The sequence below is a fragment of the Cytobacillus sp. FSL M8-0252 genome (assembly GCF_038007345.1).
GTDB classification, from domain to species: Bacteria; Bacillota; Bacilli; order Bacillales; family Cytobacillaceae; genus Cytobacillus; species Cytobacillus kochii.
Map to the genome: position 1 here is coordinate 2,927,121 of NZ_JBBOWZ010000001.1, position 15,889 is coordinate 2,943,009.

General features: G+C 37.8%; 17 protein-coding genes. 1 reads left to right on the forward strand and 16 read right to left on the reverse strand.

Annotated elements, in window-relative coordinates; translation table 11 throughout:
* Positions 1 to 22: 22 nt before the first annotated feature.
* From MKX83_RS14685 to MKX83_RS14760, 16 genes are all read right to left on the reverse strand, one after another.
* The gene (locus MKX83_RS14685) at positions 23 to 1,381 is read right to left on the reverse strand and encodes a phosphoribosyltransferase family protein (protein ID WP_322909530.1); all 1,359 of its coding nucleotides are present in this window, start codon (positions 1,379 to 1,381) and stop codon (positions 23 to 25) included.
* Entirely contained in the window at positions 1,290 to 2,501 is a 1,212-nt protein-coding gene (locus tag MKX83_RS14690) for an HpcH/HpaI aldolase/citrate lyase family protein (protein ID WP_341056035.1), read from the reverse strand. Before MKX83_RS14690 ends, MKX83_RS14685 begins: the two co-directional genes overlap by 92 nt.
* 130 nt (positions 2,502 to 2,631) lie before the next feature.
* Positions 2,632 to 3,402 (reverse strand): TerC family protein, encoded by a 771-nt coding sequence (locus MKX83_RS14695; RefSeq protein WP_341056037.1) that lies wholly within the window; start codon positions 3,400 to 3,402, stop codon positions 2,632 to 2,634.
* 90 nt (positions 3,403 to 3,492) lie between these two features.
* Positions 3,493 to 4,071, reverse strand: coding sequence for a YpjP family protein (locus MKX83_RS14700; RefSeq protein ID WP_307313193.1), 579 nt, complete (start codon positions 4,069 to 4,071; stop codon positions 3,493 to 3,495).
* Positions 4,072 to 4,102: 31 nt separating this feature from the next.
* Positions 4,103 to 5,269, reverse strand: coding sequence for an LL-diaminopimelate aminotransferase (locus MKX83_RS14705; protein ID WP_341056040.1), 1,167 nt, complete (start codon positions 5,267 to 5,269; stop codon positions 4,103 to 4,105).
* Between the two features lie 267 nt (positions 5,270 to 5,536).
* A complete protein-coding gene (locus MKX83_RS14710) occupies positions 5,537 to 6,313 on the reverse strand; it encodes a class I SAM-dependent methyltransferase (protein WP_307313188.1) in 777 nt (258 codons plus the stop codon).
* A gap of 97 nt (positions 6,314 to 6,410) precedes the next feature.
* Positions 6,411 to 6,845 (reverse strand): BrxA/BrxB family bacilliredoxin, encoded by a 435-nt coding sequence (locus MKX83_RS14715; protein WP_095372850.1) that lies wholly within the window; start codon positions 6,843 to 6,845, stop codon positions 6,411 to 6,413.
* Between the two features lie 672 nt (positions 6,846 to 7,517).
* On the reverse strand, positions 7,518 to 7,745 hold the full coding sequence (locus MKX83_RS14720) for a hypothetical protein (RefSeq protein ID WP_341056046.1): 228 nt from the start codon (positions 7,743 to 7,745) through the stop codon (positions 7,518 to 7,520).
* A gap of 52 nt (positions 7,746 to 7,797) precedes the next feature.
* On the reverse strand, positions 7,798 to 8,049 hold the full coding sequence (locus MKX83_RS14725) for a hypothetical protein (RefSeq protein ID WP_341056048.1): 252 nt from the start codon (positions 8,047 to 8,049) through the stop codon (positions 7,798 to 7,800).
* A gap of 30 nt (positions 8,050 to 8,079) precedes the next feature.
* Positions 8,080 to 8,565 (reverse strand): hypothetical protein, encoded by a 486-nt coding sequence (locus MKX83_RS14730; protein ID WP_341056052.1) that lies wholly within the window; start codon positions 8,563 to 8,565, stop codon positions 8,080 to 8,082.
* Positions 8,566 to 8,769: a hypothetical protein gene (locus tag MKX83_RS14735; RefSeq protein WP_341056054.1), complete on the reverse strand. Its 204-nt coding sequence runs from the start codon at positions 8,767 to 8,769 to the stop codon at positions 8,566 to 8,568.
* On the reverse strand, positions 8,770 to 8,907 hold the full coding sequence (locus MKX83_RS14740) for a hypothetical protein (RefSeq protein WP_341056055.1): 138 nt from the start codon (positions 8,905 to 8,907) through the stop codon (positions 8,770 to 8,772).
* A gap of 287 nt (positions 8,908 to 9,194) precedes the next feature.
* Positions 9,195 to 10,319, reverse strand: a complete 1,125-nt coding sequence (locus tag MKX83_RS14745; RefSeq protein ID WP_095372847.1) for a conserved virulence factor C family protein — start codon at positions 10,317 to 10,319, stop codon at positions 9,195 to 9,197.
* Positions 10,320 to 10,402: 83 nt separating this feature from the next.
* On the reverse strand, positions 10,403 to 12,286 hold the full coding sequence (locus tag MKX83_RS14750) for an ABC-F family ATP-binding cassette domain-containing protein (protein ID WP_341056061.1): 1,884 nt from the start codon (positions 12,284 to 12,286) through the stop codon (positions 10,403 to 10,405).
* Positions 12,287 to 12,524: 238 nt separating this feature from the next.
* Complete coding sequence (locus MKX83_RS14755) at positions 12,525 to 13,031, reverse strand: hypothetical protein (RefSeq protein ID WP_095372845.1); 507 nt, start codon at positions 13,029 to 13,031, stop codon at positions 12,525 to 12,527.
* A gap of 24 nt (positions 13,032 to 13,055) precedes the next feature.
* Positions 13,056 to 14,738, reverse strand: coding sequence for a formate--tetrahydrofolate ligase (locus MKX83_RS14760; RefSeq protein ID WP_341056067.1), 1,683 nt, complete (start codon positions 14,736 to 14,738; stop codon positions 13,056 to 13,058).
* A 188-nt stretch (positions 14,739 to 14,926) separates the two neighbouring features.
* Here MKX83_RS14760 and metA point away from each other — a divergent pair, with 188 nt between their 5' ends.
* The gene (metA, locus tag MKX83_RS14765) at positions 14,927 to 15,835 is read left to right on the forward strand and encodes a homoserine O-acetyltransferase MetA (protein WP_095372843.1); all 909 of its coding nucleotides are present in this window, start codon (positions 14,927 to 14,929) and stop codon (positions 15,833 to 15,835) included.
* Positions 15,836 to 15,889: the final 54 nt, after the last annotated feature.

The window sequence follows — 15,889 nt, forward strand, 5'->3', positions numbered from 1 at the left end:
CTGTCTGGCGACAATAGTCAAATCACCTCACTCCTTTCAAAAAGACAACTTGAATACTTGGTATTTTTAACTGTTGTAAAAACTTGCTTAAAACCTGTTCATCTACTAATCTTTCAAAAAAGATAAATACTTCATCATATGTTTCCGGTGGAATATTATAGATATAGTTCACCACTTCTTCCACTTCAGGGCTAGGAAAAGTCATACCAAAGCGTGCGCCATAGGATGGTTTATTATGGACATGAATAGGGCTACGGGTTGTACTTTGATACTTTACACTACCCTCCATTAAGCTAGCTATTTTCATTGGCAAATACATAAACTCACCTGTGCCGATACATAAAATATGTTTACCCTTTCTTTTTTGATCAAGAAATGTTGCAACCTTCTCTGCTTTTGAGTTTAATAAAACGTTCACTTTACTATCCAACCCGAATCGACCACTTTCAGCAATATAAGGAACAGTGTTGAAGGGAGACTTTTGATTTGTCGTAGGATAATACTTAGAAGCAAACAGCATAGGTAATTCTTTTTCTATGTAAATTTCATTCATTTCTGTAGATGGACGGTAAAAGTCTACACTTTCTTCCTCCTTAATAACTGGGTTCCCATCTACTTCAACTTCGCCAGCAAGAAGGGATATATGACGTATAGTGATATCTAACGCTTCCTCTAATTCAATAAATGCATTCTTGTTGGTCTCATTTCTCCAATCAAGAATAGAAACAACAGTGTAATGCTTCCTCGGAAACTTATCATGTAATGAAGTGATAATATTTCGCGCTGTCTTTCCAGTCGTCATCTCATCATCTACTAATATAATTTCCCGACTATTTTGCAACAAATTGGCGTCGATATAACAACGATGAGAAGTAGCATGTGAATGCTCTTCCTCAAAATGAATGATCGATTCAACGTTTAAAAGATCTTCTCTCGTTGTATGAAAATAATCTGCATTCTTAAACGCTTGAAAAAATGCCTGACCGAGCGCTGTCGCAGTTTCTGCAAAACCAATAATGATGGGGGAATATTGATCGCCAATAAATGCTGTATCACTAAATTTAGACTGCTTATTTTTCAGTACATCCACAAAGGGTGATGATGACGAAAGCTTTTTCCCTTCCACATCCTTAAGGTAGCTTTCTGCTAATAACAGTCCCGTTGCTAACCCTTTTGCCGGCGAGATAGGCAGATGTTTACCTAACACTTTACTAACGAATAAAAAGGATCTTTTTTTATTCTTTCTTGCTGCCATCTGGAATAATTCATCGAATTTAAAATGGTAAGGATTATAGTTGATATTTAGCTTCACCTGCATGGGCTCGATGACGTCTATCATGTGATAACTGTTGGAAGAAATCAATTGTGTTGTATTGTTCATTTAGCACCCCGTAAACTCTTGATTTTAACTCGATTTTTTTTGCCCAATAATAATGGGGCTTCATTTCGTTCATTTTGTTCTGACTCGCACTTTTCATCACACCACGGGCCCCATTTGAATGATTTAATATATCCATTGCATCATTGTATTCTTCATAAGTCACAGTGTTTAAAGCTTGTACCGGCGTAATTTGCGTGGGATGTATAATCGTTTTACCGATGATACCATTACTAATATCGAGTAATATTTCTGCTATGAATCCTCTCATCTCTTTCGGTAGTTTGTTCATAAATGACGATGAATCCATGATTTGCTCCGTTTGATTACTTAGTACGTTAACTTTTTCTTTAGAAACAAAATGCTCCCAAACAGGTCCAGAAAGTAAGTAAGTATTAGGTGCCCTTTGGAAAAAGTTCATAATGTCTGCTAGACAATCTCTCAATACAGCAATATCATATAATGAAGTGGATGTGTTTCTTCTGATTCCTAAAAGTCCACAAAAATCTGTCGCCCCTATCCGGATATTCAAAATAAAATGGGCGTACTTATCGAATATTCCTTTTATTTTTTTTAATTCTTCCATTCTTGTTTCTTTAAATAGAACTTCTTTCGTTTCAAGAATTGGCATCGCATATAATTCATGGCCACTATTTCGTATATCACTTACGAGTTGTAGCATGTCTTCACCATCGATTGAAGAGAATTTTGGAATGACAATACCAGTTAGTAACTGCCATTCATCTTTAAATAAAGTTATTAGCCGAACTAACTGCTCTTTATTTCTTATACGAATAAAAAGTAATGGCAATTCTTCTAATGTAATAAAGCCTCTAGAAATATCTTGTTGAAGTTTATGTAATGAATGCTGTAATTCCTTTTCCGCTATTTCCACTTCTAGATCACCAATACTATCTTCTAAACAAATGACAACTGATGTTAGACCAGCGTGCTTTTTATTAATCAAATCTTGATGGATTGCAGGACGTGTTGCAGGCATATAAAGGGTGGCTGCTAATGCATATGCAAGCTCATTCTTCGGTGTATATTTATTAAATGTCGTCGGTTCTTTAAAAAAGTACTCATCTAGTGCAGCTTGAGATAAATCTGTAAATAACCTCATACGCCAACTCCTTTTTTTAATTTCAGAAAAATTTAATAGAGGGGACCCAGAAATAATTGCAATTATTATCAGATATTGGAAGATATTGATGGAGTGAAAAAAGAGGGATGAAGCAATTCATCCCCTTTTCTTATGAGCCTGCTGCTTCAGTACGTTTTCTCTTCGCATGTACAATAAAAGTAATTGCAAAAACAATCACAAGTACGCCAAAGAAATACATATGATCTATGTGAATACCTGCTGCACTTAACAACATCTTTAAAGAGATTAATAGAATAAGAATATAAGAGCTTGTTTCAAGTTCAGGTACACGGTCAATTAATTTTAAGAATACCCCTGCAACGCCCCTCATCATGATGATACCTAGCATACCACCAACAAGAAGTACCCATATTTCTTGACTCACACCTAGTGCTGCTAAAATGCTATCAATTGAAAAAGCAATATCCATTAATTCAACGGCAATAACTGTTCCCCAAAATGTCCCAAACAGACGAATCAATAAGCCTCGTTGATTGATTCCTTCCAACGCTTCTTCGTCTTCTGCTTCTTCTGCTTTCTTTTTGTCGATAAAATATTTAATAGCTAACCAGCCTAAGTAAGCGGCTCCTAGTACTTTTATCCACCAAAATTTAATTAAAAATACACCTACACCTATCGCTAAAAAACGGAAGAAATAAGCGCCAAGCAACCCATAAAAAAGTGCTTTCTTTCGTTGTTTTGGTGGTAGGTGCTTAACCATTACTGCTAAGACAAGCGCATTATCGGCTGAAAGCAAGCCTTCTAAAATGACCAATGTGCCAATTAGCACCCATGCATCTGGTCGAGATAATGCCTCAACCCACATATCCCAATCAAAGAAACTAGAATAGGTATGTATGATCCCATCGATAATTTCCATAGTGAATTTTTCCCCCTGATCAACTTTATATACTATCGTTCCTCACCTAGTATATACGAATATGTACTAGAAAAGTTTCAATTTTTGAAATTAACTCATCCATTTTGGCGGGGTATTTTTATCCCAGTAGATAGATCCTAGTTCATGGTGAGTTTGGAATTGATCATAGGCAGTATGATAATGGAAATTAAACCAATAACCTTGCTGTGGTGGATGATCTCTTCTGACATGAAAACGAATGACATCTTTCTGCTTGGCCTCATCTGCTATATGAAAAATTCGTTCTGAAACGCCCGCAGAGGCCGTTTCAGTGATACTCAAATGATGCAGATTCTCCTCTGTATACTGCTCTGCAACTTCTGAAATCGCCTTTTCTATATTAGGTAGGATGACGATTTGAAATTCTGATTCAATGACCGGTTTAATTTTTTCACCAAACTTTTCGAAAGAATGCTTTTCCGCGGAAGTAACCATTTCCTTTATAAAATCCTCCCTCGAAACTTGTGAAGTTTCTTCTCCACTTACATCTGGTAAGCTTTCAGCTAAAACTGCTTTTCTTGGTGACTTATCTTCTTCATGCTGAATAGGTAATAAACTCGTTGGTGTTACCAATCCAAATGTAAAGATTGTCACCATCACCACTAATGATTTTCTTAACCAACTCGGCAAGTGTATCTCCTCCTCAGATGACTTTCATTATTTATTTAAAAATGCCACTTTTCTCAATACGGGAAACAACTTCTAATAATGTTTCTTCTGATTGGACAATACCCATGCGTACATAACCTTCGCCCCATTCACCAAAGGCATTTCCAGGTGTTACAACGACTCCCGCTTTTTCAATTAATTCAAGTGCGAATGGCTTAGATTTCATTCCAACCGGTAATTTCCCCCATACGAACATCGACCCTTTAGGTAAAGCCACATCCCAACCTACTTCTCGTAATCCAAGAACAAAAGAATCTCTTCTTTTTTTATAGACCGCTCTCAATTCATCTAAAAAGGAGGAATCATCAGCTAACGCCTGTACAGCAGCCATTTGAATAGGATAAAAAACGCCATAGTCAAGGTTAGACTTTAGATTACTTAAAAGAGAAATAACTTTACGATTTCCTGCAGCATAAGCCACACGACACCCTGCCATATTAAAGCTTTTAGATAACGAGTTCATTTCAATCCCTACATCCATCGCACCATCAACTGATAAAAAACTAATTGGCACCTCTTCAAAATATAATTCAGAGTAAGCAAAATCGTGGAGAATGACAATCTCATTTTCTTTCGCATATTCGATTGCTTGTCCAAAAAATTCTTTTGTCGCCAGGGCAGGAACCGGATTTCCAGGATAATTTAGAATTATTATCTTTGCTTTTTTACTAACTTCTTTTGGGATATCAGCGAAAGAAGGTAAGTAATCATTTTCTTCTTTTAAAGGCATACGATACATTTGCCCTCCTGCAAGATTCACACCTGCTTCGTACGCTGTATAACCAGGATCTGGAACGAGTACTATATCACCAGGATTACAAAGCACCATTGGTAAATGGACCAAACCGTCTTGTGAGCCCATCAGTAACGTGGTTTCTTCCTTCGCATCGAGGGTTACGCCGTATTTTCTACTGTAATAATTCGCCACTGCCTCATGAAACTCCGGAATCCCTTTTAATGTGTAACCATAAAGCTTTGGATCACTTGCCATTTCGCCCATTATCTTTGTTATAATTGGAGGAGGTGGTAAATCGGGACTACCGACACTAAGATCGATCATTTTTATGCCTTCTTCTAGTTTCCGTTGCTTGATTTCAGCTAGTTCCGAAAAAATACTCTCTTGGAATTGCTCCATTCTCGCTGCCATTTGAATATTCATGTTCATTGCCTCACAAAATTTTTCTTTTATTCTACCATATTTTATCACTTTTTGGGCATTGGTTCATGATTAATTGCTGCTTTTTTGGGGGATATATACAAATAAGAAAATAAGAAGGGGGAAGGTACATAATGGATTCTAGTTGGATTGCGCTTGTTGGTGGTTTAGTACTACTTGCTTACTTTGTTTATATGTGTATCACTGATTAAAAAACGTTTGCCATTAGTTTCGATTGCTGTAGCCATTAGTAAGGCAACAGCAATCTTTTTATCTTTTTTCCCACACACCGTAGTGGAATTTCGCTGATTTACGTTTGATTTGCTGAAATGCAAAGGCTTGGAATCTTTCACTACGGAAATGATCCTTCAATACCACTCTCTCTTTAGACACGCGCTTCGCCTCAATAATCATATCCTCAGTCAAATCACCTTTGTATGTAATCGAATGTAATGCATTGATATTAGGCGATTCTTTTATCGTTGTTTCAAACATGGGGTCAATATAGACACATTCAAAGGAAGCATCAGGGACAGATTTCAAGTAATTGATGGCTAAATCATGAACTACTTCGATTCTTTCCATACTGCCTTTCATGATTACGTTGTCATTTGGCCATTCTTTCAAACCTTGACCAACGAAATACGCTATCACCTTACTTGCTTCTAACCCAATTACCTTCCCTGTCTCACCTACAGCATAACTTGCCACAATGCTATCTGAAGCTAGCCCAAGTGTGCAATCAAGAAAAGTAGAACCCGCTTTTAGTTGACAAATTTCTATAAAAGGATCATGTTCACCTTTTTGCAGACGCTTAAGGCGGAACATTGCTGAACTAGGATGAAAGAAAAAAGGGCTTTCCTCACCTACTTTATATAGTTCCATTCGCTCTTTTCCAACGACAATTCCGTTCGTTTCGTATTGATTGACCATACTCTTTATTGTTCTTTTTCTTCTATGTATAAAGGGAAGGTTCAGCGTCATTGCTACCTGCTTTGCCTTATTGGTTTCGTCAGGATTTGTCCTCGCTGATGTTGTAACAAACATCAAAACACCTACTTATTTATTGAAATTAAAAAGCAACAGTCAGGATAAGAGTGCTCCTAACTGCTGCATTCAATCACCTTTTATCGTGTGATCCTTTTTATAATTTATTATCAAACGCTGCTAATAAATTGTGCATAATTTCTTCCATAGAGTGATCTTCAATATCATGACGTGGAATAAAATGTACCACTTCTTTCCCTTTAAGAAGGGCCATAGATGGAGAAGACGGCTCAATACCTGTGAAATATTCACGCATTTTTGCTGTTGCATCTTTATCTTGACCAGCAAAAACGGTCACTAAATTGTCTGGTTTCTTCTCTGCATTTAATACAGCCTGAGTCACTGCAGGTCTTGCTAATCCTGCTGCACAGCCACAAACAGAATTCACGACAACTAATGTTGTACCTTCTGCTTGCTCCATATAATCGTTTACTTCTTCTTCAGTTGTTAACTCGCTAAAACCGGCCTGAACAAGCTCAGCTCTCATCGGCTTCACAACTTGTTTCATATACTCTTCATAAGCCATAGACATAAATATTCCCCTCCTTTACTAATGATTGCACAGTAAGCATACTATATTTCAAGCCTATATTGCAAAGTTATCGTTCTCGGATAAAAGGAATAGCCAATGATAGACGATTGAATAATTGGAAATCCAAAATATTTATGACTGGACGGATGCTTCTAAGTCTATTGCAGGGTTTCGCCTTTTTTGAGGTGTTGATGCATGTGTTTTTTTCGGATAATACCAAAAGTGCGATGTTAGGTCACGTCACAAAGGGAGACATCCCCACACACATTAAGCTAACAAACACAAGAGCCCACAATTGAATAGTCCTACTATAAATTTTTGCCTAAGGTTAGTCAATTAGCCATAAAAACTGCTACTAGCCGAAGTTACTATTGATTGCCCTTCCACTCTATTCTAAGCAAACTATAAGTGACAATATTGTTATAACATCCGTTGATGAACTCAGCTTCACGGTTTATACCTTCTTGTTTAAACACTAGACGTTTAGGTATATTTCTACTTTTAATATTTGCTTCTGCACACTGAATCTCGACTTTATTAAGCCCTAAATCACAGAGAATATAGTCAAGCAGTGCTTTTACACAACATTGAAATTATCCCCTTACCTTCAATAGTATCCAATGCTCATATGTTTTGTCTTCCAATTGATAAAATGAAGTGAACTCATCCCAACTAATCTACCATCGTAAAATATACCTGTGTTAAAACCTTGATTTCTGCAAATTGCTTAACCAGATAGGAACTCAATCTCTTTTGCGAATCTGAGTGACTTGCAAAACCTGTTTGCTCTGCTCTCAATCTCATTTGGGAAACTGAGTGACTTGCAAAAACTGTTTGCATTGCTCTCAATCTTATTTGCGAACCTGAGTGACTCGCAAATCCAATTTGCTCTGCTCTCAACCTCATTTTCGAATCTGAGTGACCTGCAAAAATGTTTGCATTGCTCTCAATCTCATTTTCGAATCTGAGTGACCTGCAAAAATGTTTGCTTTGCTCTCAATCTCATTTTCGAATCTGAGTGACCTGCAAATCCAATTTGCTCTGCTCTCAACCTTATTTTCGAATCTGAGTGACCTGCAAAACCTGTTTGCATTGCTCTCAATCTCATTTTCGAATCTGAGTGACCTGCAAAACCTGTTTGCTTTGCTCTCAATCTTATTTGCGAATCTGAGTGACTCGCAAATCCAATTTGCTCTGCTCTCATTACTTTTTTTCGACCTGAGCGACTTGCAAATTATATTTGCTCTGCTCTCAACCTCATTTTCGAATCTGAGTGACTCGCAAATCCAATTTGCACTGCTCTCAACTTCATTTGGGAATCTGAGTGACTCACAAATCCAATTTGCTCTGCTCTCAACCTCATTTTCGAATCTGAGTGACCTGCAAAACCTGTTTGCATTACTCTCAATCTCATTTTCGAATCTGAGTGATTTGCAAAATCTGTTTGCACTGCTCTCAACTTCATTTGTGAATCTGAGTGACCTGCAAAAACTGTTTGCACTGCTCTCAATCTTATTTCCGAACCTGAGTGACCTGCAAAAACTGTTTGCACTGCTCTCAATCTCATTTCCGAACCTGAGTGACCTGCAAATCCAATTTGCTCTGCTCTCAACTTCATTTGGGAATCTGAGTGACTCACAAAACCTGTTTGCATTGCTCTCAATCTCATTTTCGAATCTGAGTGACTTGCAAATCCAATTTGCTCTGCTCTCAACTTCATTTACGAATCTGAGTGACTCGCAAATCCAATTTGCACTGCTCTCAACTTCATTTGGGAATCTGAGTGACTCACAAAACCTGTTTGCACTGCTCTCAATTTCATTTGGGAATCTGAGTGACTCACAAAACCTGTTTGCATTGCTCTCAATCTCATTTTCGAATCTGAGTGACTTGCAAATCCAATTTGCTCTGTTCTCAACTTCATTTACGAATCTGAGTGACTTGCAAATCCAATTTGCACTGCTCTCAAACTCATTTCCGAACCTGAGTGACTTGCAAATCCAATTTGCACTGCTCTCAAACTCATTTCCAAACCCGAGTGACTCGCAAATCCAATTTCCATAGCTCTCATTCCCTTTTTCTAACCTGGCCGACGTGCAATTCCGGTTTGCCCACTCTTTTTCACTCAACTCATGGAGGCACGCACACATCTCGACATAACACTATTCCTGCCAATGTAAAAACCTTCTATATCTATGTTTCTATCTCTACTTTTTGATCGAGTTTCTTTTGGACTGAACCCTGCTTATCCTCAGTTCTAACACAAAAAAATTACCTACGGCTTCGTCGTATACTGGTTATGATTGAAAAAGGACACCTGCATGTTGCGCATGCAGGTGTCCTTCTAACTCATCCATTTTTCCGTGATTCTGTCATTTGCTTCCATACAGACCCTTTTGCTTCTTCGCCTTGCTCAATTCTTTCAATTGCTAGTTTAATTTGCAGACTTACTTCAAATTCATTATCATTTTCAGCTGCTTTTAAGGCAGGAAGCGCTTTTTCGTCGCCTACTTCGTATAAGAACATTGCTGCACGCCAGCGAACCAGCTTGCTTTTATCAGATAATGCTTCCATCATTTTTTCAGAAGCTTCAGGGAAGCCGAGATCTGATAAACAATCCCCCGCTGTTCTTCGCACTGTGACTGATTTATCTGTTAGCGCTTTATATAGATAAGGTAGTACTTGAACGTCTTCAATCATCCCTAAGTAAACAGTTGCTAATCTTCGCACAGACGCTTTTTCATCTTGAAGGGCAAAGTCAAGTACATCTAAATCATCTAGAGAAGGATCAGCCATTTGCTCAAGCTTTTGATAGCGTATACGCCAGTCTTCCACTTTTAAATCATCTGGGGTAAGTTTAAGACGGACTCTAGGTGCCAATGCTTCTTCTGATTCTGGACTTTGGGCTGCAGTGATGAGTGTTTTTACTCTTTCCTCTGGGTATGCAGCTAGAATCTCATCCACTACTTCTTTACCTACTTGTTCGAATTCACCATAACGCACTCCTAGTTCTTTCCACTTTCTCACCATGACTACATTATCATCAGGTGCTTGTGCATCACCTACAGCTTTAACATAAAGTTCCGGTAAGCCAAAGCGCTTTTCTTCTGTACCATCTGTTAATTTCACTTGCATCGGTATGCCTTTATACGTTTGCACAAAAGCTTGTACTTCACCAAAATGTTCATTTACTTCCGTTCCCCCAGCACTCTCAGCTTCTTCACCAAAGGCTGCTCTCACTTGAGGAAGTAAATCTTTCCAATCGAATTTCGCATTTCGTTCGACTGCAAGAAAATCGGCTACATGATAGACACCTTTAATTCCATCTATTTTTAAGATATCAACAATGACTTCCGGCGCTCCTTCAGCCTGACCTACTTTGTAATTATTGCTTGTCCCCATAGGCAGTTCTTTATCTAAGATCACCTTCATCGTATTCGGACTTGGTGTAGGTTCAATCGCTTTTATAATCAATGAAATCACCCTTTACTTTAATTGTTCTCTCATGATAATTATTCTAACATAAATCATCGTCTACTTTCATTTATCTACATTGACTAAGCATCTGCCCATTCAGACAGATAACTCCAACGTTCAATGAGATATTCTAAATCATGATTTAGCTTTTTTTGTTCATCCATGAGCTGTTGAGCTTTTTCGAAATCACTACCAATATTGTTCATATCCTCATCGATTTCTTTCAAACGACTTTCAATCGCTTCCATTTTGTCATCGATTTGCTCCCATTCTCTTGCTTCATTATAGGAAAGCTTTTTCTTTTTTGGTTTACTTTCTTCCTTTACTTCTACTATCTTTTTCTCTTCCGCTTTTTTACTTGATGCTTGTTTTGATTTCTCAAGGTATTCACTATAATTCCCATAATAACTTGTTATTTCCCCATTTCCTTGTAATACAAGTAATTGAGTGGCGACTTTATCGAGAAAATAACGATCATGTGAAACCGTTATAACCACACCAGCAAAGCTTTCTAGATAATCCTCTAGCACCGTTAACGTCTGTGTATCAAGATTATTTGTCGGCTCGTCTAAAAGCAAAACATTCGGTGAAGTCATTAAGATTTTCAATAAATATAATCTACGTTTTTCTCCACCTGAAAGTTTTCTAATTAATGTACCATGCATATAAGGTGGAAACAGAAAACGCTCAAGCATTTGAGCAGCAGATATCGTTTTTCCGTCAGTTGTTTCGATTACTTTGGCCGCTTCCTTTAAGTATTCAATCACTCTTTTGCTCTCATCCATTTCTTCACTTTCCTGTGTGTAATAAGCGATTTTAACCGTCTGACCGATGATTCTCTCACCTTGGTCTAACGGTAAATTGCCGGCTAAAATATTTAGAAAAGTGGTTTTTCCTGTCCCATTTTGACCAATAATGCCTAGTCGGTCACCTGGTTTCACTAGCAGGTCATAGTTTTTTAGGATGGCTAAATCACCATAGTATTTTGTCGCTGATTTCAACTCAAATACTTGCTTTCCTAACCGACTACCACTTAAAGACATGTCTAATTTTTCACTTGAAGTAACATTTGTCAATTTTTCATCTAATTGATCAAAACGATCTATGCGCGCTTTTTGTTTGGTTGTTCGCGCCTTGGCACCACGTCTCATCCACTCTAACTCTCTACGATATAAATTCCGTTGTTTATCGATTACAGCTGCTTCATTCTCCTCTCGGACCGCTTTCGCCTCAAGGAATGCTCCATAGTTACCTTTATAACTGTATAATTGTGCCGCATCAAGTTCAAACATCCGGTTTGTCACACGATCAAGGAAATAGCGATCATGTGTCACAAGCAGAATTGCTCCCCGGTATCGGGTAAGATACTCTTCTAGCCATTGAACCGATTCATGATCAAGATGATTCGTTGGCTCGTCGAGAATTAATAAATCACTATCTTGTATCAACGTTTGTGCTAACGCTACCCGTTTTTTTTGTCCACCGGACAATTCACCAACTTTTTTTTCAAAGTCGACAATACCTAGTTTTGTTAGGATCGTTTTGGCATTTGTACTTGCTTCCCACCCATTATTAGCATCTAATTTTTTTTGTAATTGGAAAAGATGCTCCTGTACTTCGCTATGTTCTGGATGTTCATTCAAAGCGATTAATGCTTGCTCATACTCTCTTAAAAGCACGAGTAAAGGAGAATCGCCTGCAAATACTTGTTCAAGTATAGTCAATTGTTCGTCTAATTTAGGTTCTTGTTCAGCGTAGGAGACTGAATAATCCTTAGGCGCAATAATCTCTCCAGCATCAGCCAAATCAATACCCGCGACGATTTTTAACAGTGATGACTTTCCTGTTCCATTTACACCAATTAAGCCAACGCGGTCATTTTCTCCGATAGTAAAATTAATTTGCTTAAATAGCTCTTTTTCACCGTAAGTTTTTGTTATATTTTCTAATGATATATTTTTCATTTCGACCATCCATTCATTAATCTATCTAAACCAGCTATATTGCGGTTAGTCTATTAACTATTCTAATAGCTAATTGTAACATGAAAAATGGCGATCCGTGATATATTCATGCTTATCAACTTTACTCATACAATTTTTTATAAAAAAAGTCGAGACAATAGGAACTGGATTGTTCTACTGAGCACCGCTTTTTAGCGTTGCCATGTAAGAATACCATCTCACCTATTGTCTCAAACCTCTAATATTGATCTAATACTATTAATGTTTGTTGTGTGTAGTCAATTAAATCAAGTAAGTCTTCTAATTGATCTTCTGTTATCAGTCTGTCAAAATTGACTACTATCTCTTGCGTCCATTCATTCTCTACCTTTATTAATCGTTGTTGAATGGTACGGCGATTCCCCCATTGTTTAACGACTTGCTCGTAAGCTGATTCTAACTTATTTTTTTCCTGTTTTTGCAGAATAAAAGAGATGGATAGATGAGCACCGATTTCATTTGTGAATGGGTGCGTAGGCTGCAATTCCGCCGTAATTTGTTGCAAATTGGCCTGTAAGGTAATTTTTGCTGATAAAGTGTTAGCAACGGTTGTATCCGTAAATGAGATGTCATAGCGTCGGCTAAATTTCGCTAGATTCATCCAATCATTTCGATCGATTATCTTCATTTCACCCGTTAAATCAAAATCATAAATATGCCCCTCTAAAACAACCTTCATATTATCAAAAGCTATTGGGTCAAACAATGTATCAATTCCCCTTTATATTGATTAAAATAATCCTTTCGCTTGTCCTTGTTGATCCACATCCATTTGCATCGCTGCGGGTACTTTAGGTAACCCAGGCATTGTCATAACAGCTCCTGTTAATGCCACAATAAAACCGGCACCTACAGAGGGCTTTAATTCTCTTATAGTTATTGTGAAGTCAGAAGGAAGACCTAATTTTGCTGCATCATCGGATAATGAGTATTGGGTTTTAGCCATACATATAGGGAGATGAGACCAGCCAAAGCGTTCAAAATCGGCTAATTGTTTCTTTGCTTTCGATGTAAACTCAACTCCGCTTGAACCATACACATTTTTAGCAATTGTTTCAATTTTCTCTTCTAAGCTGTCATGTAAATTGTAAAGTGGCGTAAACGATTGGTCTGTTTTTGCAATTTGCTCTAACACTTTCTCTGCTAACTGTAAGCCACCTGTTCCTCCTTCTGCCCATACTTCTGTTAGTGACCATAGTATATTTTGCTCTTCACACAACTCTTTAAAAGTCTCAATTTCATCTGCGGAATCACCATTAAAGCGATTAAGTGCAATAACGAACGGCAATCCGAAACTCTGAACTGTTTCAACATGCTTTTTCAAATTAGAAAATCCTTTTGCTAGTGCAGCCGTGTTCTCTGAGCTGAGATTTTCCTTAGCGACGCCCCCATGCATCTTAAGTGCACGAATCGTCGCCACAATGACAACTGCATCAGGACTTACACCCATATTTCTCGCTTTTATATGTAAAAATTTCTCTGCTCCTAAATCGGCGCCAAATCCCGCTTCTGTTACAACATAATCAGCTAACTTCAAAGCAGTGTTTGTCGCGATCACACTATTACAACCATGTGCAATATTCGCAAATGGTCCACCGTGTATAAGTGCAGGTGTATGTGCTAAAGTTTGTACTAAATTAGGCTTGATTGCCTCTTTTAATAAAAGGGTTAAAGCACCTTCAGCACCTAAATCAGCCACCGTAACCGGTTGTTTGTTAATATTATAAGCAATAATCATTTTGCCTAATCTTTTCTTCAAATCATGTAGGTCTTTCGCTAAACATAGTACTGCCATTACTTCAGAGGCCACTGTAATATCAAAACCATCTTCTCGCGGAATACCTTGAGCAGGACCTCCCAGACCAACAATGACATTTCTTAACGCACGATCATTTAAATCCATCACTCTTTTCCAAATAATTCTTCTCTGGTCAATTTTAAGATCATTTCCTTGTTGGATATGATTATCGATTAAGGCAGATAAGGCATTATTTGCAGTAGTAATCGCATGAATATCACCTGTAAAATGAAGGTTAATATCTTCCATCGGTACGACTTGTGAATATCCCCCTCCTGTCGCTCCACCTTTAATGCCCATTGTTGGACCTAGAGATGGTTCTCTCATGGCAATCATCGACTTTTTCCCTAACAGATTTAATGCATCACCTAAACCTACAGTAACAGTTGATTTCCCTTCGCCTGCAGGTGTGGGATTAATGGCTGTAACAAGAATTAATTTCCCATTTTCCTTACTCTCCACTCTTTTAAGTGTTTCGGCTGTAAGTTTCGCTTTATATTTACCAAATTGCTCTAAATCATCGGCCGTAAGTCCGAGCTTTTCCCCAATCTGGTGAATTGGTTTCATCGTTGTTTCTTGAGCAATTTCAATATCTGACTTCACATATTTCCCCATCGCTTTTCCTCTCCTCTATACCAGTTGTCATTGCAAGCGTTACTATTGTATCACTTCCTAAATCTAAATAATGATATGTGACAAGAAATTTTCAAATTAATGATAATTTTAAGGTTTTCAGGTTGCTCAATAAGTTAAACGTCTTTATAATAAGTTTATTGAAATTTCACACAGTAGGGGATGATCACTTGCCAATCACCATTCCACAAGGACTTCCAGCACGGGAAATTCTCGAGGAAGAGCAAATATTCATTATGGATGAAGGTCGCGCTAAGGGGCAAGATATTCGCCCATTAAACATACTTATACTTAACCTCATGCCGCAAAAAGAAAAAACAGAAACACATTTATTAAGATTATTAGGTAATACACCGCTTCAAGTCAATATTACCTTGTTGAAAACCGTTACACATCATTCAAAAAATACAAGCCACATCCATCTTGAGCAGTTTTATTCAACATTTTCTGAAATCAAACAAAAAAAGTTTGATGGCATGATTATTACGGGTGCTCCGATTGAATTACTCTCCTTTGAAGAAGTCGATTATTGGGAAGAGTTAAAAGAAATAATGGACTGGACAAAAACCAATGTCACGAGTACACTCCATATTTGTTGGGGAGCACAAGCAGCACTTTACCATCATTTCAATATTGATAAGTTTGAGCTACCGGAAAAATGTTTCGGCGTGTTTGACCATGATGTAGAAAATTGGTCAGAAAACTTATTACGCGGTTTTGATGACTCTTTTGTCGCACCCCATTCAAGGCATACGGATATATCATTAGAAGAGTTAAAGAATCATAGTAAGGTCAAGGTTCTTGCTGCATCACCTCAAGCGGGTGCTTTTATTATGAGCGCCAATGAAGGTAAACAAATTATGATTACCGGTCACCTTGAATATGAAGCAACGACACTTGCTGAAGAATATGAGCGAGATCGGGCAAAAGGATTGCCCATAGCCATTCCGAATCACTATTATCCCAATGATGACCCAACCAAGACACCAAAAAACAAATGGCGTTCGCACGCCCATCTATTATTCTCCAACTGGTTAAATTACTATGTTTATCAACAAACACCCTATGAATGGGATTAAAAATAGCCGATCCGTAGAATATACGGATTGGCTATTTTTTTATTTTGCATACAT